This is a genomic window from Cupriavidus sp. WGlv3 (genome assembly GCF_023952475.1).
GTDB classification, from domain to species: domain Bacteria; phylum Pseudomonadota; class Gammaproteobacteria; order Burkholderiales; family Burkholderiaceae; genus Cupriavidus; species Cupriavidus phytorum.
On sequence record NZ_JALHRX010000015.1, the window covers coordinates 23,993 to 45,660 of the forward strand.

General features: G+C 68.6%; 17 protein-coding genes and 1 tRNA gene. 4 read left to right on the forward strand and 14 right to left on the reverse strand.

The genetic code is table 11. The annotated features are described in order from the left end of the window. The first annotated feature begins 66 nt into the window (after positions 1 to 66). Positions 67 to 2,190, forward strand: a complete 2,124-nt coding sequence (gene ppk1, locus MKD38_RS22125; protein ID WP_252680072.1) for a polyphosphate kinase 1 — start codon at positions 67 to 69, stop codon at positions 2,188 to 2,190. Positions 2,191 to 2,262: 72 nt separating this feature from the next. Here the strand turns inward: ppk1 and MKD38_RS22130 are convergent, their stop codons facing one another. The 6 genes from MKD38_RS22130 to MKD38_RS22155 all read right to left on the reverse strand — a co-directional run bounded on the left by MKD38_RS22130 (position 2,263) and on the right by MKD38_RS22155 (position 8,209). Next, a complete protein-coding gene (locus MKD38_RS22130; protein ID WP_252680075.1) occupies positions 2,263 to 3,123 on the reverse strand; it encodes a phosphodiesterase in 861 nt (286 codons plus the stop codon). Further along, positions 3,120 to 4,205 carry an ABC transporter ATP-binding protein gene (locus MKD38_RS22135; protein WP_252680077.1) on the reverse strand — a complete coding sequence of 362 codons (1,086 nt, stop codon included), beginning with the start codon at positions 4,203 to 4,205 and terminating at the stop codon, positions 3,120 to 3,122. The genes MKD38_RS22130 and MKD38_RS22135 overlap by 4 nt, the downstream gene beginning before the upstream one ends. Further along, positions 4,198 to 5,118, reverse strand: coding sequence for an ABC transporter permease (locus MKD38_RS22140; RefSeq protein WP_252680079.1), 921 nt, complete (start codon positions 5,116 to 5,118; stop codon positions 4,198 to 4,200). Before MKD38_RS22140 ends, MKD38_RS22135 begins: the two co-directional genes overlap by 8 nt. Before the next feature lie 8 nt (positions 5,119 to 5,126). Continuing rightward, positions 5,127 to 5,960: an ABC transporter permease gene (locus MKD38_RS22145; protein WP_062799089.1), complete on the reverse strand. Its 834-nt coding sequence runs from the start codon at positions 5,958 to 5,960 to the stop codon at positions 5,127 to 5,129. A 56-nt stretch (positions 5,961 to 6,016) separates the two neighbouring features. After that, the gene (locus tag MKD38_RS22150; RefSeq protein WP_252680081.1) at positions 6,017 to 7,039 is read right to left on the reverse strand and encodes an ABC transporter substrate-binding protein; all 1,023 of its coding nucleotides are present in this window, start codon (positions 7,037 to 7,039) and stop codon (positions 6,017 to 6,019) included. An 84-nt stretch (positions 7,040 to 7,123) separates the two neighbouring features. Next, positions 7,124 to 8,209: a LacI family DNA-binding transcriptional regulator gene (locus MKD38_RS22155; protein WP_252680082.1), complete on the reverse strand. Its 1,086-nt coding sequence runs from the start codon at positions 8,207 to 8,209 to the stop codon at positions 7,124 to 7,126. Positions 8,210 to 8,563: 354 nt separating this feature from the next. Here MKD38_RS22155 and MKD38_RS22160 point away from each other — a divergent pair. Together MKD38_RS22160 and MKD38_RS22165 are read left to right on the forward strand one after the other, a co-directional pair. After that, positions 8,564 to 8,640, forward strand: a tRNA-Asp gene (locus MKD38_RS22160). Between the two features lie 289 nt (positions 8,641 to 8,929). Beyond that, positions 8,930 to 10,864 carry a SurA N-terminal domain-containing protein gene (locus tag MKD38_RS22165; protein WP_252680084.1) on the forward strand — a complete coding sequence of 645 codons (1,935 nt, stop codon included), beginning with the start codon at positions 8,930 to 8,932 and terminating at the stop codon, positions 10,862 to 10,864. Positions 10,865 to 10,939: 75 nt separating this feature from the next. Here the strand turns inward: MKD38_RS22165 and MKD38_RS22170 are convergent, their stop codons facing one another. Beyond that, positions 10,940 to 11,626 carry an arylesterase gene (locus MKD38_RS22170; protein WP_252680086.1) on the reverse strand — a complete coding sequence of 229 codons (687 nt, stop codon included), beginning with the start codon at positions 11,624 to 11,626 and terminating at the stop codon, positions 10,940 to 10,942. Here MKD38_RS22170 and MKD38_RS22175 point away from each other — a divergent pair. Further along, positions 11,625 to 12,323, forward strand: coding sequence for an ABC transporter ATP-binding protein (locus MKD38_RS22175; RefSeq protein ID WP_252680088.1), 699 nt, complete (start codon positions 11,625 to 11,627; stop codon positions 12,321 to 12,323). The two genes, MKD38_RS22170 and MKD38_RS22175, sit on opposite strands and share 2 nt — an antisense overlap. 3 nt (positions 12,324 to 12,326) lie before the next feature. On the opposite strand, the gene pgi is transcribed toward MKD38_RS22175, so the two are convergent. From pgi to MKD38_RS22210, 7 genes are all read right to left on the reverse strand, one after another. Beyond that, positions 12,327 to 13,970: a glucose-6-phosphate isomerase gene (gene pgi, locus MKD38_RS22180; protein WP_252680090.1), complete on the reverse strand. Its 1,644-nt coding sequence runs from the start codon at positions 13,968 to 13,970 to the stop codon at positions 12,327 to 12,329. Between the two features lie 217 nt (positions 13,971 to 14,187). Beyond that, the gene (locus MKD38_RS22185) at positions 14,188 to 15,777 is read right to left on the reverse strand and encodes an NAD(P)H-hydrate dehydratase (protein ID WP_252680092.1); all 1,590 of its coding nucleotides are present in this window, start codon (positions 15,775 to 15,777) and stop codon (positions 14,188 to 14,190) included. Between the two features lie 7 nt (positions 15,778 to 15,784). Continuing rightward, positions 15,785 to 17,092, reverse strand: a complete 1,308-nt coding sequence (locus tag MKD38_RS22190; RefSeq protein WP_252680094.1) for a D-amino acid dehydrogenase — start codon at positions 17,090 to 17,092, stop codon at positions 15,785 to 15,787. Between the two features lie 46 nt (positions 17,093 to 17,138). Beyond that, positions 17,139 to 18,449, reverse strand: coding sequence for a TRAP transporter large permease (locus MKD38_RS22195; RefSeq protein WP_252680096.1), 1,311 nt, complete (start codon positions 18,447 to 18,449; stop codon positions 17,139 to 17,141). Then, positions 18,449 to 19,000: a TRAP transporter small permease subunit gene (locus tag MKD38_RS22200; protein WP_252680098.1), complete on the reverse strand. Its 552-nt coding sequence runs from the start codon at positions 18,998 to 19,000 to the stop codon at positions 18,449 to 18,451. The genes MKD38_RS22195 and MKD38_RS22200 overlap by 1 nt, the downstream gene beginning before the upstream one ends. Positions 19,001 to 19,086: 86 nt before the next feature. Continuing rightward, on the reverse strand, positions 19,087 to 20,052 hold the full coding sequence (locus MKD38_RS22205) for a TRAP transporter substrate-binding protein (protein WP_252680100.1): 966 nt from the start codon (positions 20,050 to 20,052) through the stop codon (positions 19,087 to 19,089). 124 nt (positions 20,053 to 20,176) lie between these two features. After that, positions 20,177 to 21,559 carry an amidase gene (locus MKD38_RS22210; protein WP_252680102.1) on the reverse strand — a complete coding sequence of 461 codons (1,383 nt, stop codon included), beginning with the start codon at positions 21,557 to 21,559 and terminating at the stop codon, positions 20,177 to 20,179. Positions 21,560 to 21,668: the final 109 nt, after the last annotated feature.

Below are 21,668 nucleotides of genomic sequence, written 5' to 3' on the forward strand. Positions count from 1 at the left end.
GGAATCGCGCCGGTATGCGCGATACGCCAGCTAGAATCTGAAAACAGTTTCTCTTGGCACGGCATCATGAGACACGAATCTGGCGTCATGCAGGACGAGTCGCAGGATCCGCGCGGGCGCGACCCGGCGGATGCGGCCACCTTGGCCAACGGCAATGCGCGCTACATCAACCGCGAACTCGGCCAGCTGGAATTCTTTCACCGCGTGCTGCAGCAGGCGGCCGATCCCGCCATGCCACTGCTCGAGCGCCTGCGGGCCCTGTGCACCTTCAGCAGCAATCTCGACGAGTTCTACGAAATCCGCGTGGCGGGATTGAGGGAACAGTGCGCGCTGTCGTCGCCGGTGGTCGGCCCGGACGGGCTGACGCCGCAGGCCGTTTATGCCGCGGTCAACCAGCGGGTGCGTGAGCTGGTCGATCAACAGTACCGGCTGTTCAATGACGTGCTGATTCCCGCCATGGCCCAGGAGCGGATCTGCTTCCTGCGGCGGCCATCGTGGAACGCCGCGCAGCAAGACTGGATTCGCGAGTTTTTCTTTGCCGAGCTGATGCCGGTCCTGACGCCGATCCGGCTGGATCCGGCGCATCCGTTTCCGCGCGTGCTGAACAAGAGCCTGAACTTCGCCGTTGAACTCGAGGGCAAGGATGCGTTCGGCCGCAGCTCCGGCAATGCCATCGTGCAGGCGCCCAGGGCGCTGCCGCGCGTGATCGCGCTGCCAGCGGAGGTCGCCGGATGCGAACACGGCTTCGTGTTCCTGTCTTCGATCCTGCATGCCCACGTCGGCGAGCTGTTCAGCGGCATGACGGTGCGCGGCTGCTACCAGTTCCGGGTCACGCGCAACAGCGAGCTGTTTGTCGACGAGGAAGAGGTCAAGAACCTGCGCGAGGCCCTGCAGGGCGAACTGCCGCACCGGCATCTTGGCGACGCGGTGCGGCTCGAGGTGGCCGACAACTGCCCGCGCGCCATGACCGCGTTCCTGCAGGAACAGTTTGGCCTCGCGCCCGCCGAGGTGTTCGCGGTCAACGGCCCGGTCAACCTGGTTCGCCTGATGCAGGTGCCGGACCAGGTCGACCGGCCGGACCTGAAATACCCGCCTTTCCGGCCGGGCCTGCCGAAGGCGCTGCGGGACCAGCCCGATATCTTCCGCGCCATGCGCGATGGCGACATCCTGCTGCACCATCCGTTCCAGTCGTTTGCGCCGGTGGTCGATTTCGTCAGGCAGGCAGCGCAGGATCCGGACGTGGTGGCGATCAGCCAGACGGTGTATCGGGCCGGGCACGACTCGGCGCTGCTGTCGTCGCTGATCGAGGCGGCGCGCAACGGCAAGGAGGTCACGGCCGTGGTGGAACTGATGGCGCGCTTCGACGAAGAGGCCAACATCGGCTGGGCGGGGCAGCTCGAGGAAGTGGGGGCGCATGTGGTCTATGGCGTGGTCGGCTTCAAGGCGCACGCCAAGATCCTGATGGTGGTGCGGCGCGAGGACGGAAGGCTCAGGCGCTATGTGCATCTCGGCACCGGCAACTATCATCACGAGACCTCGCGCAGCTATACGGATTTCGGCTTGCTGACCTGCGATGAAGCGCTGACCCAGGACGTGGCCCAGGTCTTCAGCCAGCTGACCGGCCGCGGTCAGACGCAAAGCATGACCCATGTCTGGCAATCGCCGTTTACGCTGAAGCAGCAGTTGCTGGCGGCGATCCGGGGCGAAGCCGAGCATGCCAGGGCCGGGCGCAAGGGGCGCATCATCGCCAAGATGAATGCGCTGCTGGAGCCCGAACTGATCCAGGCGCTGTACGACGCGTCAGGCCAGGGCGTGCGCATCGACCTGATCGTGCGGGGCGCGTGCGCGCTGCGTCCGGGGGTCGCCGGACTGTCCGAGCACATCACGGTGAAATCGGTGATGGGCCGGTTTCTCGAGCACTCGCGCATCTTCTGCTTCCACGACGGCGGCGCCGACAAGGTCATGCTGTCGAGCGGGGAATGGATGGAACGAAGCCTGTCGCGTCGCATCGAAATATGTTTTCCCGTGCTCGATACCCGCTTGAAGGAGCGGATTGTTGCCGAGGGGCTGGAGCCGTATCTTTCCGACCGGCGCGAAGCGTGGATGATGACGCCGGAAGGCAACTATGCGCGCCCGCCCGTGCCGGACGGCGAGTCGGCGCAGTGCAGGCTGCTGGCTGCGCTGACCTGAGTGCGCCAGGTATCGTCCCCGATTGCCCATGCGCATCAATGACACCGCCGACGCGGTGGTGCAGGCACTGCCTCAATCGATCAGCTTCCCCTGTGCATCGAAGAACGGATACGCAGGTCCATGGTCCCCGATGGCAACGGCATGGGTGACCAGTCCGTGCACGGGATGCCACCAGTGCAGCAGCATGCCCGGCGGCTCCATCCGGAAGCGCGAAGCCGCCTGCGGGTCGAGGTCCAGCGCGACCTGGTGCGCCGGTCCGGGCGCCGTCATGGCGATGGTGCCGCCGAAGCGCCGGGTGATATGCCGATGCAGATGGCCGCACAGCACCCGCTCCACCTGCGGATGGCGCCGCACCACGGCCTCGAGCAGCGCGGCGTTCTCCAGGCCCTGCCGGTCCATATGGCCGATGCCGGTGTGGAAAGGCGGGTGGTGCAGCATCAGCAGGGTGGGGCGCGGCGGGTCGGCGGCCAGCGCGGCTTCCAGCCATGGCAGCGCATCCGGGTCCACGCGCCCGCCGCTATGGCCGGGCACGGTGCAGTCGAAGGCAATCAGCGTCAACGGCCCCGCGTCGATGCGGTAGTGCACGGGCGCGTCGGCATCGCCAGCGGCGAACAGATAGGCGTGATCTGCGAATACGCGGCGCAGTGCGCCGCGGCTGTCGTGATTGCCCGGCATCAGCCGCACCGGCATCGGCAAGGATTCAAGGATCCCTCGCAGGAAGCGATATTCATCCTCGCTGCCGAAGTCGACCAGGTCGCCGGTCACCACCGCAATGTCGGGGCGCTGAGGCAACGCCAGCAGCGTGTCGATGCACTGGCGCAAAGCGCCTGCGGTATCCACGCGCCGGTAGGAGAGCTTGCCGCCCGCCTTGATATGCAGGTCCGTGATGTGGGCGACCAGGTAGGGAGTGGCCTGGGGGGCGCTCTGCATCATGCCGCGCTCCCTACTGACACCGAGGGCGCAGCGGGCACCGTCAGCAGATGGCCGGTATCGATGCGCAGGCCAACGCGGTCGCCGGCTACCCAGCGGTCGCGCTGCGCGGTATCGAGCACGATCGGGGAAGGTGCGCCGACATCGACCAGCAGCCGGGTCGCATGGCCAAGGAACAGGGCCGTGACGACACTGCCGGCCACATGGACGTCGGGCGCGTTCGGTGCGTCGGCCAGCGCTACGTCCTCGGGCCGGAACATCAGCTCCACCTGCGCCACCTCGAGGTGCCGCGGCTCACGCGGCAATGCGCCACCAGGCACGCGCCATACCTGGTGATCTGCAGCCGCCGGCAAGCGATTCATCGTGCCGATGAAGTCGGCGACGAAGGCATTGGCCGGATGCCGGTAGATGTCCTGCGGCGTGCCGCTTTGCGCGATGTGCCCCTTGTCCATCACGATGATCCGGTCGCCAAGCGCCATCGCCTCGGCCTGGTCGTGCGTGACATACACAGTGGTGATGCGCAGGCTGCGCAGCAGCTGGTTGATGTCGGCGCGCAGCGCATCACGCAGCTTGGCGTCGAGCGCCGTCAGCGGTTCGTCCAGCAGCAGCACACGCGGCTGCACGGCGATGGCGCGCGCCAGCGCCACGCGCTGGCGCTGGCCCCCGGACAGCTGGTCGACGCGCCGGTTGGCGAAGGCGCCCAGCTGCATCATGGCGAGCATGTCGTCGACCCGACGCCGGCGGGTCTGGGCGTCGACCTTGCGCACGCGCAGGCCATAGCCGATATTCTCGGCCACGGTCATATTGGGGAACAGGGCATAGTTCTGGAACACCATGCCGACGCCGCGCTGCTCGATCGGCAGATGCGTGACCGCTGCGTCGCCGAACAGGACCTCGCCGCCCGTATCGGGAAATTCCAGCCCCGCGATCATCCGCAGCGTGGTGGTCTTGCCGCAGCCAGACGGGCCGAGCAGCACGACAGTTTCGCCGGCACCGATGTCCAGGTCCAGCGGTTCGAGCGCGCGCGTGCCGTCGGCGAAGGTCTTGCCGCATTGGCGCAGGGCGATGGTGGTGGGCTCATGCATGGCGGGGGGCCTCCGGCTGTGGCTGGGACTGCGGCGCGTTGTCCAGGCCGCCAGGTGGGTTCAGTGAAGTGGTGACCGTGCCGGCGAACGGCATGGCCGTGTCCTGCACCACATGTCGTTGGGCCCGCGCACCCAGCGCGGACACCATTTGCATGATCACCAGCAGCGGAATGATCATCAGGAAAAACACGATGGTGTAGGCAGAGCCGATCTCCAGGCGCATCGAGGCATAGCTGTCGGCGAGTCCGACCGGAAGCGTCTGCGTGGTGGGCGTATGGAGCATCCAGGTCAGGTTGAATTCGCCGACCGAAAGCGTCACCACCATCAGCGCGCCGGCGAGAATCCCTTGCCGGCAATTCGGCAGCACCACGGTGAAAAAACGCTGCAGCCGTGTCGCGCCGAGGCTGGCGGCGGCGTCCTCGAGCGTGCGGATATCGATGGCGGACATGATGGCCAGCACCGAGCGCACCATGAAGGGCAGCGTGAACAACACATGCCCGATCAGGATGAAGACCCAGCTGGTGCGCAGCCATGGCAGGCCGCCATACAACAGGATCAGGCCGAGTGCGGTCGCGAGTCCGGGGATCGCCACCGGCAACATCAGCAGTTCCTCGATCAGCCGGGTCACGCGGCTGCGGCGCAGCGCCATGTAATAGGCGGCCGGAACGCCCAGCACCAGCGTGCAGGCCAGGCATGCCAGCGCGATCCACAGCGACAGGAAGATGGTGTTGCGGTACAGGCCCCACACTTCCTCGACCCACCGCGTGGTCAGGCCGCTCTGCAGCCCGACGAAGATATTGTTGGTGAGTCCGGCCAGCACCGACAGCGCCACGGGGACGGTCATGAATGCGCAAACGGCGAGCGTCAGTGCAAGTTGGATCCAGTAGGCGGAGCCGCGACGGTTGGTCTTCATGCTTGCTCCTACGCGGTGGCGGCAACCGCGTTGCCGGAAAGATGACGCGCCACCGCCAGCAGCGCCCAGGTCACCACACCGAGCAGGATGGATAGTGCGGCGGCCATGCCGAAGTTGGCGTAGTTGGTGAACTCGTTGTAGATGGTGAGCGGCAGCACGTCGAGTTGCGTGGCAAGGGTGAAGGCGGTGCCGAACGCGCCCATGCTGGTGGCGAAGCAGATCGCGCCGCTGGAGATCAGCGCGGGCATCAGCGCCGGCAGCATGACGTCGCGCACCACGCGCCAGCGGCCGGCGCCCAGTGAGCGGGCCGCTTCCTCCAGCGAGGCGTCGAGTTTTTCGACCGCCGCCATCACGGTCAGGATCACGCGTGGAATCGAGAAATACAGGTAGCCGACAAACAACCCGGCCATGCCATAAGCAAAGGTCCAGCGCTCGCCGGCGAGCAGGTCGCCCACCGATGCGAGCAGGCCGTTGCGCCCGCCCAGCATGATCACCATGAACCCGATCACCACGCCGGGAAAGGCCAGCGGAAAGGTCAGCATGGCGACCAGCACCGGCTTGCCCGGCACCGGATGCCGCTGCAGGAAGGTCCCCGCCACGCCGGCGATCGCCAGCGTGGCCAGCGTCACCGAGGCCGACAACAGCACCGTGGACAGCAGGCTGTGCAGGTAGCGCGGGCTGGACAGCACGGTCCAGTAGACTCCCGCGCCGTTTTCCCCCGCCACGCTGACCGCCAGCAATTTGGCCATCGGCAGGCAGAAGAACGCCAGGAAAACGATCAGCGCCGGCAGCGCGAAGACGATCAGCGTACGGGCGGTTGGCGCAGTGGTGCGACGGCGCATGGGTTTCTCCATCTTGAGGGCGACTGGCCGGGGCCGACGCGCGCCCCGGCGCGGCGTCAGCGCACTTCCTTCAGGTACTGGTCGCTGAAGGCCTTTTGCACTTCGGCCATCTTGCCGTAGTCGATGGTCTTCGCGCGCGCATAGTCCGCGGCCGGCAGGAAGCGGGATTCCACTTCCCTGGACACGGCCTTGGCCCGTACCGGGCGCAGATAGGCATTTGCCCACAGCGACTGGCCGGCGTCGGACAGCACGAAGTCGAGCACCTTGCGGGCTTCCGCAGGGTGCGGCGCCTTGTTGACCATGCTCATGACGTAGGGCACCACCAGCGAGCCCTCCCTGGGAATCACGAAGGCAACGTTGGCGCGATCCTTGTAGCGCGCGCGATAGGCGTTGAAGTCGTAGTCCAGCAAGATCGGGATTTCACCGGACAGCACGCGCGCGTACGCGGTCTGCTTCGGCACGATGGGCTGGTTCTTCTGCAGGTCCTTGAAGAACTTGAGGGCCGGGCCGAAGTTGTCCAGCGAGCCGCCCAGGGCCTGGTTGATCGCCACCGCACCCACATAGCCGACAAAGGCGCTGGCCGGGTCGAGATAGCCAACCATGCCCTTGTACTCGGGCTTCTGCAGGTCGGCCCACGACTGCGGCACCGGTTTGCCGCGCAACGCGTCGACATTGACCATCAGGCCCAGCGTGCCCGAATGGATGGCAAACCAGTGGCCCTGCGGGTCCTTCAGGCCGTCGGGGATGTCATTCCAGTTGGCAGGCTTGTAGGGTGCCGTCACGCCTTCCTTCTGGGCCTGGATGCCGAACGTCACGCCGTAATACACCACGTCGGCCACCGGGTTGGCCTTTTCCGCGACGATCTGAGCCAGCGACTGGCCCGAGTTCTTGTTGTCGTGCGGCACCGTGACGCCGGTCTTTTCCTTGATCGCGCGGATCTGCGCTGCCCAGTCCGCCCATTCCGGCGGGCAGTTGTAGCAGATTGCGGTTTGCGCGGCCGCGGCGTGGCTGAATACGACCGCGCCAACCGTGGGCAGCAGCCAGCGCAAGCGGCGCAGCCAGGACGAAGTCGATTGCATGATGCACTCCTTTTCTAGATACGACGGTGGTGGAAAACGGCGTGGGACGAGGCCGATGTCGGCGCTGGTTCGGTTGCAGTGCCGCTAGGCCGGCGGCCCGACGGTAGCGCCTGCGCGCAGCGCGTGCGGCAGCAGCGTCGCGCGCGGCAAGGGGGGGTCAGGTGCGGGTCCGGCGCTGGCAGGCTCCAGCCGCGCCAGCAGGCAGCCCAGCGCGCGGGCACCGATCTCGTGGTTGGGCTGCGCCACGGTGGACAGCGGCGGTTCCAGCAACTGGCCGAGTTCGATGCCGTCGTAGCCGAGCACGGATACATCGCCGGGCACGGACAGTCCCAGGCGCTTCAGGATGGAAATCACACCGATCGCCAGCATGTCGTTGGTACAAAACAGCGCGGTGGGCGCGGATGGCGCTGTGACGAATCGCCGGATGCGCTCGACCTCCGCCGGCGTGTGCGTGGGCGTATGCGCTGGCAGGGACAGCGGCGGCAACGGCTGCAGGCCATGCGCGCGCATCGCGTCCTGGTAACCCATGTGGCGCTGCCTGGCGCGGTCCGACGCGACGAAGGCGCCCGACACCACCGAGATGCGCCGATGCCCGGCAGCGATCAGCGTCTCGACGCCGGCGCGCGCGCTGACGCGGTTGTCCACCGATACCGAATAGCGCTTGCCCCGGCGCGCTCCCTGGTTGTACGCAAGGACATAAGGCACGCCTTCGGCATCCAGCTGTTCCAGCACCGCGCTGCGGGCGGCATCGGCCACCGTCAGCACCATGCCGTCGACGCGGTGACGCAGCAGATATTCGATCCGCTCGCGTTCGCGCGCCGGGTCGTAGCGGCTGGTCACGAGCATCAGCGAATAGCCTTGCGCCAGCGCCGCCTCCTCGATGCCGCGCCAGCACTCGGCAAACACGGCATTCTCGAGCGTCGGCAGCATGACCCCCACGATGCGCGAGCGCTGGGCCCGGAGCTTGGCGCCCAGCAGGTTGGGGCGGAAGCCAAGCTCACCCGCCGCCTGCAAGACGCGCTCGGCGGTGTCCTGGCGGACCAGCTCCGGATTGCTGAACACACGCGAGGCGGTCGCCAGCGACACGCTCGCGGCCCTGGCGACATTGACCAGGGTCACGCCATTGGATGGCGCGGGCGGAGCGGCGAGGGCGGTGGCGTTGCGGCGCATTCGGCAGGAATCGGAATCAGTGCAGGAGTCGGCAGCAGTCGGTGCAGAAGAAAATGAAAACGTTTTCATTCAAGCCGCAAAAAAACGGGTGTCAAGGACAACCGTTGGTGCGGTGCGCCGCAGGACAACCGGCGCGGCCCCGCGAATGGCCTGGAAGGCCGAACGAGGGTGATTGTGCGGGGCGCAAGTGACAGCGGGATGACACTAGCGGGCAGGGACCAGCGACGGACCCTTCGGGCGAGGAGCTAAATTTAAACGTGTCCCCGTATTGCGCTGATCCGGCAACATACGCTATAGTTCGGCCTCTCTGCTGCGGCGCTGGTACGAAAGTACGCTGCAGCAGGCACCGACACAGGAGTGGTAGTTCAGTCGGTTAGAATACCGGCCTGTCACGCCGGGGGTCGCGGGTTCGAGTCCCGTCCACTCCGCCAGTATCAAGGAAACGCCCGCGCCAGCGGGCGTTTTTCATTTTGCGGAGTGAAGGAAGCCGCCTGCGCGGCTTCCGGCGGGAATCGAAGGGCTGCGCCTGCAGGCGCAGCAGCGGCCTGCGGCACGTAGGCGAGTCCCGTCCACTCCGCCAGTATCAAGGAAACGCCCGCGCCCGCGGGCGTTTTTCATTTGTGGCTCATGTTCGCCACCCAGCACATCGGGCGCTTGCCCACCGGCTCCTGATAGAATCGCGGAGTTTGTCTTTCGTGCCAATCCACTACCCGAATCCGCATGCTTGATTTCGTACGCAACAACCGGCGCCTGATGCTCTTGCTGCTGCTGGTGCTTGTTTTCCCGTCGTTCGTGTTCTTCGGCGTGGAAAGCTATTCGCGCTTCATGGACAGCTCGCACGATGCCGCCAAGGTCGACGGCCGGGCCATCAGCGTGCAGGAGGTCGACAACGTGGTGCGCGACCAGAGCGAGCGCGCGCGGCAGATCCTGGGCGCCAACTATGACCCGCGCCAGTTCGAGGGCCCGGAGGCGCGCAAGGCCGTGCTTGATCAACTGATCCAGCAGCGCGTGATGGCCAATGTCGTGGCCAGCGAGCACCTGACGGTGTCGGACGCCAGGCTGCTCGAAGAGATCAGCAACCTGCCGGCGATCGCGCAGCTGCCGCGCGGCAAGGACGGCAAGATCGACGACAAGGCTTACCTGCAACTGCTGCAGTCGCAGGGTATGACCCCCGAGCAGTTCGATGCGCGCATGCGCTTCGAGCTGGCCACGCAGCAGCTGGGCGGGTCGATTGCCGCGACCGCGTTCGTGCCGAAGTCGCTGATCGAGCGCCTGATGGCGGTGCGCGACCAGCAGCGCGAGGTGCAGGCGCTGCTGTTCAAGCCGGCCGGCTACACCGCCAAGGTGCAGCCCGATGCCGCCGCGCTGAAGGCCTACTATGACAGCCACCAGCAGGACTTCTCGGTGCCGGAGCAGGCCAAGGTGGAATACCTGGTGCTGTCGGGCGAAGCCCTGGCCGCGTCGCAGGCGGTGACGCCGGAAGAGCTGAAGTCGTACTACGAAAGCAATATCGCGCGCTTCCGCGTCGACGAGCAGCGCCGCGCCAGCCATATCCTGATCAGCGCGCCGAAGGATGCGCCGGCGGCGCAGCGCCAGGCCGCCAGGGACAAGGCCACCAAGCTGCTGGCAGAAGTGCGCAAGCAGCCGGACAGCTTCGCCGACGTCGCGCGCAAGAACTCGCAGGACCCGGGTTCGGCCGAGAAGGGCGGCGACCTCGGCTTCATGGGCCGCGGCGCGCTGGTCAAGCCGTTCGAGGACGCCATGTACGCGCTCAAGGAAGGCCAGATCAGCGACGTGGTCGAGACCGACTTCGGCTACCACATCATCAAGCTGACCGGCACCAAGCCCGCGGAAACCAGGCCGCTGGAGGCCGTGCGCACCGAGCTGGAAGCCGAGCTGCGCAAGCAGTTCGCCGACAAGAAGTTTGCCGAGCAGGCCGATGCCTTCGGCAATACCGTCTACGAGCAGGCCGACAGCCTCAAGCCCGCCGCCGACAAGTTCAAGCTGACCATCCAGACCGCCGACAACGTCACGCGCCAGCCGAATCCGGCGCTGGGCGCGCAGAGCCCGCTTAACCACGAGAAGCTGCTCAAGGCACTGTTCAGCGACGACGCGATCAAGAACAAGCGCAACACCGAAGCCGTACAGGTTGCCCCCAACACGCTGGTGGCCGCGCGCATCGCCGCGTACCGCCCGGCGACCGTGCGCAAGTTCGAGGAAGTGGAAGCGCAGGTGCGCGAAGGCTATATCGCGCAGCAGGCGGCGGCACTGGCGCGCAAGGATGGCGAGGCGCGCCTGGCCGCGCTGAAGCAGGCCGACAGTGCCGAGGGCTTTGGCGCGGCGCAGACGGTGTCGCGCACCAAGGCCGAGGGCATGACGCCGCAGGCGGTGGAAGCGGTGATGCGCGCCGATGCCGCCAAGCTGCCGGCGCTGGTCGGGGTCGACCTGGGCGCGCAGGGCTATGCGGTCTATCGCATCACCAAGGTCAGCCAGCCGGCACAGGCCGATCCGGCCCGGCGCCAGGCCGAGGCGCAGCAGCTGGCGCAGCTGGCCGGCCAGACCGACCTGCAGGCCTTCTATGAAAGCCTGAAGGCGCGCTCCAAGGTCAAGCTGCTGACGCCGGCCGGTGCGACCCAGGAGCAAGGCGCCGAGTGATCCGCGCCGGGCCGGCGCCACGCCGGCCTCACCTGAATCAAGAACCCCTGCCACGCGGCAGGGTTTTTTTTGTGGTCACTTCGCGGCGCTGCGCTTGAGCAGTGGCTTGAGCTGCGGCCACACCGTCTCGAGCAAGGCGGGCTGCGCCGCGGCGGTCGGGTGGATGCGGTCGGGCTGGAACCAGTCCTGCCGCGCGATCACCTGGTCGAGGAAGAAGGGCACCAGCCGCACCTTGTATTCGCCCGCCAGCCGGGGATAGAGCGAGACGAACTTTTCGGTGTAGTCCTGGCCATAGTTAGGCGGTATGCGCATCCCGATCAGCAGCACGCTGGCGCCGGCCTGCTGCGCCGTGGTGACGAGGTTGCGCAGGTTGGCCTCGGTGGACTGCAGCGGCAGGCCGCGCAGCGCATCGTTGGCGCCGAGCTCGATCACCACGATGGCGGGGCGATGCCGCGACAGCAGCTCGGGCAGGCGGGTCTTGCCGCCGATGGTGGTCTCGCCGCTGATGCTGGCATTGACGACGCTATAATCGAAGCGCTCTTGCCGCAGCCGGTCCTGCAGCAGCGTGACCCAGCCCGCGCCGCGCGCGATGCCGTATTCGGCCGACAGGCTGTCGCCCAGTACCAGCAGCGCGGGGGCGGTGGCCCGGGCCGCGGTCTTGGCCGGAGCCTGGGCCCGCGCCGGTCCGGCAGCCGAAATCGCCAGCGCCATGCCGGCTGCCAGCAGCAGCCTGCGCTTTTTCCCTCGGATCCCTATATCCATGTCTTCTTCCATTCTTGCAGTCGAATCCCTTGGAAAGACCGTAGCCGACACGACCGGTTCGCTGACGATTTTGCACGACGTGACGTTTTCCGTCACGCCGGGCGAAACGCTCGCCATCGTGGGCGCGTCCGGATCCGGCAAGTCTACGCTGCTGGGCCTGCTCGCCGGGCTGGACCTCCCCAGCACCGGCACGGTGCGGCTGCAGGGCCACGACCTGTATGCGCTGGACGAGGACCAGCGCGCCGCGGTGCGCGGCCGGCATGTCGGCTTCGTGTTCCAGTCGTTCCAGCTGGTGGGCCACCTGACCGCGCTGGAAAACGTGATGCTGCCGCTGGAGCTGCGCGGCGAGACCGCGCAGGTGCGCGAGCGCGCCGTCGACATGCTGCAGCGCGTGGGCCTGGGCGCGCGCCTGGGCCACTACCCGCGCACGCTGTCGGGCGGCGAGCAGCAGCGCGTGGCACTGGCGCGCGCCTTCGTCGCGCGCCCCGACATCCTGTTCGCCGACGAACCGACCGGCAGCCTCGATACCGCCACCGGCGAAGCGGTGATCGCGCTGATGTTCGAGCTAAACCGCGACGCCGGCTCGACGCTGGTGCTGGTCACGCACGACCGCTCGGTGGCGTCGCGCTGCGGGCGCGTGCTGACCATCGACGCCGGCCGCGTGGCCAGCGACGAATGGATTGGCGTTGAGGTCTAGCGGCTAGCTGGCCACGCCCGCCCGCAGCACCGCGCGGGCGCGCGCGATCAGCGCGGCGGTGGAGGCATCGTGCTGGCCGGTGGCGGTGCCGGCCAGTTCGGCCTCGATCGGCCGGGCCAGGATCTTGCCCAGCTCGACGCCCCACTGGTCGAACGAGTTGATGCGCCACACCACGCCCTGCACGAAGGTGCGGTGCTCGTACAGCGCAATCAATGCACCCAGCACGTTGGGTGTCAGGTCCTCCATCAGCAGCGTGTTGCTGGGGCGGTTGCCGTCGAACACCATATGCGCGATGCGCACCTCGTCCTTCAGCCCGGCGGCGCGCAGCTCGTCGGCGCTGCGTCCGCGCATCAGCGCCTCGGCCTGCGCAAAGCAATTGGCCAGCAGCTTGGCGTGATGGCCCGGCAGCCGGCGCGGCGGCACCAGCGGCGCGACGAAATCGACCGGAACCACCTGCGAGCCTTGGTGGATCTGCTGGAAGTAGGCGTGCTGGCCGTTGGTGCCGGCGGTGCCCCACACCACCGGCGAGGTATGCGCGCGGATGGGCTGCCCGTCCAGTTGCACCGACTTGCCGTTGCTCTCCATCTCCAGCTGCTGCAGGAAGGCCGGGAACAGCTCCAGCGAAGTGGAGTAGGGCGCCATGCAGCTGGTGGGCAGGTTCCAGAAGTTGCGGTACCAGATGCCCAGCATGCCGAGGATCACCGGCATGTTGCGCTCCAGCGGCGCGCTGCGGAAATGCTCGTCCATCGCGCGCCCGCCGGCGAGCAGGTCGGCAAAGGCATCGAAGCCCACCGCCAGCGTGATCGACAGGCCGACCGACGACCACAGCGAAAAGCGTCCGCCGATCCAGTCCCAGAACTCGAACATATTGGCCGGGTCGATGCCGAATTCGCGCACCGCGTCGGTATTGGTCGAGACCGCGACGAAGTGCTTGGCCAGGTCCTGCTCCGCCACGCCGCCGGCGACAAACCACGCGCGCGCGCTGTGCGCGTTGGCCATGGTCTCGAGCGTGGTGAAGGTCTTGGAGCAGACGATCACCAGGGTGCGCTGCGGATCCAGCCGCACCAGGGTCTCGGCCAGGTCGGTGCCGTCGACATTGGAGACGAAGTGCATGCGCGGCGCGGTGTTGCCATCGGCATCGGCGAGATGCGACAGCGCCCGGCACACCATGCGCGGCCCCAGGTCGGAGCCGCCGATGCCGATGTTGATGACATCGGTGATGCGCTCGCCGGTCGCGCCCTTCCAGGCGCCGCTGCGCACGCGCCCGGAGAAGTCGCGCATGCGCGCCAGCACCTGCTGGATGGCCGGCACCACGGCTTCGCCGTCGACCTTGTAGCCCGCGCCGGCGGTGGCGCGCAGCGCCACGTGCAGGGCCGCGCGGTCTTCGGTGGTGTTGATATGCTCGCCCGCGAACATCGCGTCGCGACGGCGGGTGACGCCGGCCTCGGCCGCGAGCTGCATCAGCAGGCGCATGGTCTGCGGCGTGATGCGGTTCTTCGAGTAATCGAGATAGAGGCCGGCGGCCTCGAGCGAGCATTGCGCGACGCGCTGTGCGCCTTCGCGATCGAACCAGTCGCGCATCTGGGCGTCGCGAAGGGTGTCATGGTGCCGCAGCAGGGCGTTCCAGGCGTGAAGGTCAGTGGGCATGCAGGACTGGCGTGCAGGACTAGCGGGGTTGCGGGGCGCGAGCCGCGTGGCATTGCCGGCTTGCAAGACGGAGCGATAAGTATATCGCCAGCGATCACGGCATCGAGGCTCGCGGCGGCGTCATATCGTTACCACTTGCAACATAACAGCCGTGGCGCCGCGCGGGTATCGGGCGTTGTCTGACGGCAGGTGTGGCCAGCGCCGCCGGCACTTGCGCTTACGCGCGCGCCGTGGTCAGCAACTGGTTGAATATGGCGCGTGCCGGCGCATACAGTTCGCTTGCCATGACGCCTGCCGGACCCGTGCCTTGCTCGACCAGCACATCGGCGGCACGGCCGTGGATCCACACTGCCGCCTGCGCCGCGGCCAGCGGCGCCATGCCCTGCGCCAGCAGCGCGCCCAGCATGCCGGCCAGCACGTCGCCGGTGCCGGCGCTGGCCAGCGCCGCGTTGCCGGTCGGGTTCAGCGTCCACGGGCTGCCGTCGGGCGCGGCAATCACGCTGCCCGATCCCTTCAGCACCACCACCGCCTGCCATTGCGCGGCCAGCGCGGCGGCGGCGGCGGGCCGGTCGCGCTGGATCTCGGCCACCGGCACGCCCATCAGCCGCGCGGCTTCGAGCGGGTGCGGGGTCATCACGGTGGCTGCGCCACGCGTGGCCAGCGCACCCGCCAGGGCCGGATCGGCGGCCAGCAGGTTCAGGGCATCGGCATCCAGCACCAGCGGCTGCGTCGTGGCCTGCAGCAGCCGCGCGAACTGCTGGCGCGCGTTGGCATCGGTGCCCATGCCCGGCCCGATCACCAGCGCCGACATCGACGCGAGCGCCAGTGCGTCGACCGCATGCAGCATCAGCTCCGGATGCAGCGGATCGAGCAGCGGTGCCGGCTGCGCCAGGAAGCCGATATGCACCTTGCCCGCGCCGAGCCATTGCGCCGCCCGTGCGCCAAGCAGCGGCGCGCCGGTCATGCCGAGGTTGCCGCCGATCACGGCCAGCGCCCCATGCGTGCCCTTGTTGCTGGCATGGCGGCGGCGCGGCAGCGCGGCACCGAACAGCGCGGGGCCGTTCACCAGGCCCTGCGGTGTGTCGCGTGGGGGATAGTCCAGGCCGATCGGCGCGATCTCGACCGCGCCGGCGCAGTCGCGCCCGTCCAGCGTCAGCAGCCCGGGCTTGGCGGCGATGAAGGTCAGCGTGCGTTGGGCGTGCACGGCGGGTGCGCCCGCGCCGGTGTCGGCGGACAGTCCGCTCGGGATGTCCAGCGCAAACACCGGCAGCGCGGCGCGGTTGAGTTGTGCGATCCACCACGCCATGCGGCCGTCGGCGGGACGGTTCAGGCCGATGCCCAGCAGGCCGTCGACGATCGCGGCGGTGCCCGCGGGCCAGTGCGCGTCCTGCGCGGTGTCCAGCTCCGCCATCACGCTCGACGGCACGCCCGCGGCCTGCGCCTGCTGCCACGCGGTGGCGGCATCGGCGGGCAGGCGCTGCGGGTCGGCGGCGAGCCAGACCTGCACCGCGCGCCCGGCGCGGTGCAGCTGCGTGGCGGCGACCAGCGCATCGCCGCCGTTGTTGCCGGGGCCGGCCAGGAACAGCAGCGGGCCATCGGGCGCATGGCAGGCGAGCCAGCGCGCCGCCGCCGTGCCGGCGCGCGCCATCAGCGTGAAGGCCGGCAACTGCGCCAGCGCGGCGTGCTCGATGCAGCGGATCGCGGCCACGTCGTAGAGCGGCACCGGGGCCGGGGCGGCCGCATCGAGGGCAAGCCAGTCTTGTTCGTGGCCGGTGGGCGGGATGACGGTGGCGGCAGGGCGGGTCATGTCGGGCCTAATTGGCCGGCCCCAGCCCGTAGCGGTCGGGCAGCAGGCCTTCCATGTCGATGTCCGGACCGCCGCGGCCGGCGGAAGCACCTGCGCTGGCGGCGATCTGGTCAGCCGCAATCTTGCCTGATCCGCAGCTCATCGCCCAGCCCGTCGAACCATGGCCCAGGTTCAGGAACAGGCCGGGCACCGCGGTGGGGCCAATCAGCGGCGGGCCGTCGGGCAGCATCGGCCGCGCGCCGGCCCATTGCGTGGCCTCCTGGTAGTTGCCGGCCACCGGGAACCAGTCGCGCGCGACCTTGACCAGCGTGTTGAGCGCGGCGGGGCGCAGGTCGAGCCGGCGCGAGCCCAGCTCCGCCGTGCCGGCCACGCGCAGCCGGTTGCCCATGCGCGTCATCGCGACCTTATACGACTCGTCCATCAGCGCGCCCAGCGGTGCCTGCAGTTCGTCGCGGATCATCACCGTGACCGAATAGCCCTTGACTGGATACAGCGGCACGCGCAGGCCCAGCGGGCCCAGCAGCGCGGCACTGTCGGCGCCGGCGGCGACCAGCACGCGCTCGGCACCGAGCTCCGGGGCCGCCCCCTGGCTGCCGGGTTCTGAAAGATCGACCTCCAGCCTTCCGGCCGGGCCCGGCCGGATGCGCGTTACCCGGGTCTCGAAGCGGAACGACACGCCCGCGGCCTCTGCATGCCGGTGCAGCGCGCGCACGAACATCGGGCAGTTGCCGGATTCATCCTCGGGCAGGTGCAGCCCGCCGGCCAGCGGCGTGCCGGCGGCCAGGCCCGGTTCGATCTGGCGGCATTCGGCGGCGCTGACCAGCCGGTGCGGCACGTTGTTCTCGCGCAGCAGGGCGATGGCGGGCCCGGCCAGGTCCAGGTCGCGCGCGGTGCGGAACAGCTGCAGGTAGCCTTGTGACTGCTCGTAGTCGATCTCCAGCTCGCTGCGCAGCCGGTGCAGGCAGGCGCGGCTGTAGAACGCCAGCCGCTGCATGCGCAGCTTGTTGGCGCGGTAGCGCTCGAGCCGGCATTCGCGCAGCCAGTGCGCGATCCAGCGCCACATCGCCGGGTCGGCGGCGGGGCGGAACAGCACCGGCGCCTCGCGCGCGAAGAGCGTGCGCAGGATCTTGGCCGGCATGCCCGGCGCGGCCCACGGCGTGACGTAGCCGGGCGCGATCACGCCGGCATTGCCGAAGCTGGCTTCCTGCGCCGGCGCGCCGCGGCGCTCGAGCACGGTCACGTCGAAACCGGCCTGGCGCAGGTACCACGCGGAACTGACGCCGATCGCGCCGGCGCCGATGACGATCACATGCATCGCTACCGGACCCTCCTTCGCGCATCCGTTGCCGTGCCGGCCAAGGCTATTTGACCTCCTGCTGCATCACCGCGTCGGGCAGCCAGGTCACCACGCCGGGCCAGATCGTGACGATGGCGATCGCCACCACCATCATCATGAAGAACGGCAGCGAGACCCGCGCGATATAGTTGCTGTCCTTGCCGGTCATGCTCTGCAGCACGAACAGGTTGAAGCCGACCGGCGGCGTGACTTCGGCAATCTCCACCAGCAGCACGATGAAGATGCCAAACCAGACCAGGTCGAAGCCGGCCGCCTGCACCATCGGCAGCACCGTGGCGGTGGTCAGCGCGATCATCGAGATGCCGTCCAGCGCCGTGCCCAGCACGATGTAGATCACCGTCAGCACCGCGATCAGCGCCCACGGCGACAGCTGCAGCGCGGCCACCCACTCGGCCAGCGCGCGCGGGATGCCGGTAAAGCTCATGGTCACCGACAGGAACGAGGTCGCGCCCAGCACGAACATGATCATCGCGGTCAGGCGCGTGGCCGACATCAGGCTGTCCCAGAATGCCGCGCGCGTGAGCGAGCCGCCCGCCCACGCCAGCGCCAGCGACGCGACCACGCCATAGGCGGCGGCCTCGGTCGCGGTGGAGTAGCCGGTCACCATGATCGCAGTGATGAAGGCGATCAGCACGATGCACGGCAGCAGCTGCCGGAGCGACGCCAGCCGCGCGCGCCAGTTGAAGTGCTCCGACGCCGGGGTCTTGTCCGGGTTGGCCAGCGCCCAGACCACGATGTAGCCCGAGAACAGCAGCATCAGCAGCAGCCCCGGGATAAAGCCGGCCAGGAATACGCGGATGATCGACACGTCCGCCGAGACCGCGTACACCACCATCGTGATCGACGGCGGGATCAGGATGCCGAGCGTGCCGGCGCACGAAAGCGAGCCCAGCGTGATGCGCTCGTCGTAGCCGCGCCGCGTCAGTTCGGGCAGCGCCGACTTGGCGATGGTGGCGCAGGTGGCCGCCGACGAACCCGACACCGAGCCGAAGATGCCGCAGCCCAGGATGTTGACGTGCATCAGCCGCCCGGGCAGCCAGCTCAGCCATGGCGACAGCCCGCTGAACATCTGCTCCGACAGCCGGGTGCGGAACAGGATCTCGCCCATCCACACGAACAGCGGCAGCGACGCCAGCGTGTACGAGGCGCTCGATGACCACCACGCATTGGCCAGGCTGACCAGCGCCTCGCGGTCCGAGAACACCACCAGCCCGAGCCACGACGTGACCGCGATGGCCACGGGAATCCACGCGCCCAGCGCGAGGAAGACGATCAGCACCAGCAGCAGGATCAGTGCAACCACGACTGTGCTCATCAGACCGTCTCCCCGAAATCGCCGGCGGCAAGCTTGGCTTCCTGGGCCAGCTGGTAGCGCGGCTTCTGGCGCCGCACCACGCGCAGCCATTCATCCGCGACCGCCAGCAGGAACCCCGCGCAGCCCAGCACGGCGAAACTCTGCGGGATCCACAACGGGATCACGATCTGGCCTTGCGAGACATCGCCAATCTCCCAGCTCTGCCAGGCAAAGGTGCCCAGCGCCCAGCTTGCATAAGCGGCGAACACCAGGCAGATGGTCAGCGAGACCAGTTCCAGCAGCCAGCGCCGGCGCGGGCCGAGCGCCGACAGCAGCATCTCCACGCGCACGATGCCGCCATGCTGGAAGGTCTGGCCAAGCACCAGGAAGGCGGAGGCGGCGCACAGCCAGGCCACGATGTCGTCGCCGCCCTTGAAGATCACCGAGGTTTCGCGCGACAGCGACATCAGGATCATGATCACGCAAACGGCAAGGATGCACAGCGCGCCGAGCGCGGCGAACAGGTCCAGCACGCGGTCGAGCCAGCGCTTGGAGGAGGGGGCAGTGGGCATGATGGGCGGCGCAGAGTAAGGATGGGCTTCCTGCAACGCAGCCGGCGCGGCCGCGATGCAGGCGCTGGAGTTGGTGGCCCGCGGGCTTACTTGCGGTAGGCGTCGAGGATGGCCTTGCCGTCGGCGCCCGCGCTCTTGGCCCAGTCTTCCACCATGGTCTGGCCCAGCTTCTGCATGTCCGCCTTGAGCTGCGGCGACGGCTGCTGCACCGTCATGCCGTTCTTGGCGAGCGTGGCCAGGTATTCCTTGGTCTTCTGCTCCGACACCTGCCAGCCGCGCTTCTCGGCGTCGGCGACGGCCTTGAGCAGGGCGTCCTGGGTGGGTTTGTCGAGCGCCGCGAAAGCCTTCTTGCTGACCACCAGCATGTTCTTGGGCAGCCAGGCATCGACCGCATAGAAGTACTTCACGCTCTCCCACACCTTGGTGTCGACCCCGGTCGCACCCGACGACATGAAGGAGTTGACGGTGCCGGTGGCGAGCGCCTGCGCCAGGTCGGCGGCCTGGATCGTGACCGGCTGCGCCCCCACCAGTTCGGCGATGCGCGAGGTGGCGGGATTGTAGGCGCGCCACTTCAGGCCCTTCATGTCGGCGGCCGAATTGATCGGCTTGTTGGCGTAGATGCCCTGCGGCGGCCAGGCCACCGCGTACAGCAGCTTCAGCCCCTGCTTGTCGAGCACCTTCTCCGTGACCGGGCGCGAGGCCTGCCACAGCTTGTAGGCATCGGCATAGCTGGTGGCCAGGAACGGCACCGCGTCGACGCCGAATATTGGATTCTCGTTGGCCAGCAGCGACATCAGGATCTCGCCCATCTGCACCTGGCCGGTCTGCACGCCGCGCTTGATCTCGTTGGCCTTGAGCAGCGACCCGTTCGGATGCAGCACGATCTTGAGCTTGCCGCCGGTGGCCTTGTCGACATCGCTGGCCATCTGCTGCAGGTTCTCGGTGTGCAGGTTGGCGACGGGGTAGCCGGTGGGCAGGTCCCACTTGGTGTCCGCCTGTGCCGCCACGGCGGCCAGCATCAGCGTGGCCGCGATCATTGCCTTGACTCGCATCTCGATCTCTCCTGGTGTGCGCGCGGGGGCGCGGTGGTACAGCGGGTTGCGTACTACCTGGTGCCACGCGCAGCCTGGTTCCGGGCCGGGTGCGTGGCGCAAGATCAACGGCGCGGCGGCGGGCTCAGTCGTCGCGCGCTGAGGGCTGCACGATGGGCTGCACGATGCGTTCCAATGCAAGCGCCGTGCCGAGCAGGGCGGCGTCGCGCATCGGCCCGTGCGACAGCATCAGCCCCACCGGCAGCTCGTCCGGCGCGTGGCAGGGCATGGACAGCGAGCAGCCGTCGAAGAAATTGAAGGCGGAGGTATTGCGCAACAGCAGGGCATTGACGCGGAAGAAGTGCGCGTCATCGGTGCGCAGCGGCCCGATCTCGGGCGCCACCATCGGCACGGTGGGGCAGACCACGGCGTCGAAGCCGGCCAGCCGGGTTTCCATGCGGGCGATCCAGTCCAGCCGCGCGCGGCCCAGGTCGATATAGTCGGCGGCGCTGATGCCGGCGCCGCGGTCGATGCGCGACGCCACGCGCGGGTCGTAGCGGTCGCGGCGGGCCGCCAGCAGGTGGCGGTGGATGGCATAGGCCTCGGCCGCGCTGAAGCCGCCGTGCGCGTTCAGCGCGGCGAGTTCGCCGAGTTCGGGCAGGTCGACATGCTCCAGCCGCACGCCGGCGGCCGACAGCCGGCCCAGCGCGCGGTCGAAGGCGCGCGCCACCACCGGATCGAGATCGTCGAGCAGCAGCTGGCGCGGGATCGCCAGCCGGGTGGCAGCGGCATCGGTCACGCGCGGCAGCACTGCGCTGTCGGCGATCACGCTGTCCACCGCGATGCAGTCGCCGACCGTGCGCGCCATGGCGCAGGCGGTGTCGAGCGTATATGACAGCGGGAAGGCCCCGGCCAGCGGCACGCGCCGCGCAGTGGGCTTGAACCCGGTGATGCCGCACAGCGCGGCCGGGATGCGGATCGAGCCGCCGGTGTCGCTGCCGAGCGCGGCCACCGCCAGCCCCAGCGCCACCGATACCGCGGCGCCCGACGACGATCCGCCCGGGATGCGAGCGGCGCCGCCGGTATCGCCGCCGGCGGGATTGGCAGGCGTGCCGTAATGGGGATTGATGCCCACGCCCGAGAACGCGAACTCGGTCATGTTGGTGCGCCCGACCAGCGCCGCCCCGGCCGCGCGCAGCCGCGCCACCACCGGGGCGTCGGCGGCGGCCGGCGCGGCATCGGCGCGCACCAGCGAGGCGGCGCGGGTGACCTCGCCGGCCACGTCATACAGGTCCTTGACCGAGACCGGCAGGCCCGCCAGCGGATGCAGCGCCTTGCCGGCACGGCTGGCGGCATCGGCGGCGCGCGCCACCTGCGCGGCAGCCTCGAAGGTGCTGTGCAGGAACACGGCCTCGGCCGCCGGCGTGGCCGCCCGGGCCGCGGCCTGCTCGACGATCTGCGCGCGGCTGGTGGCGCCATCGCGCAGGCGGGCGTTGAGGGTATCGAGGTCGGGAAGCATCAAGGGCATGGGTTGGCAAGTGGGTGCGGAGGCGCGTGCAGCGTGCGCTGGGGGCAGCCTGGGAACCTCAAGGGTAGCAAGAAGCCCTGCACGGTGACAGATAGGGATGGCCTCTATG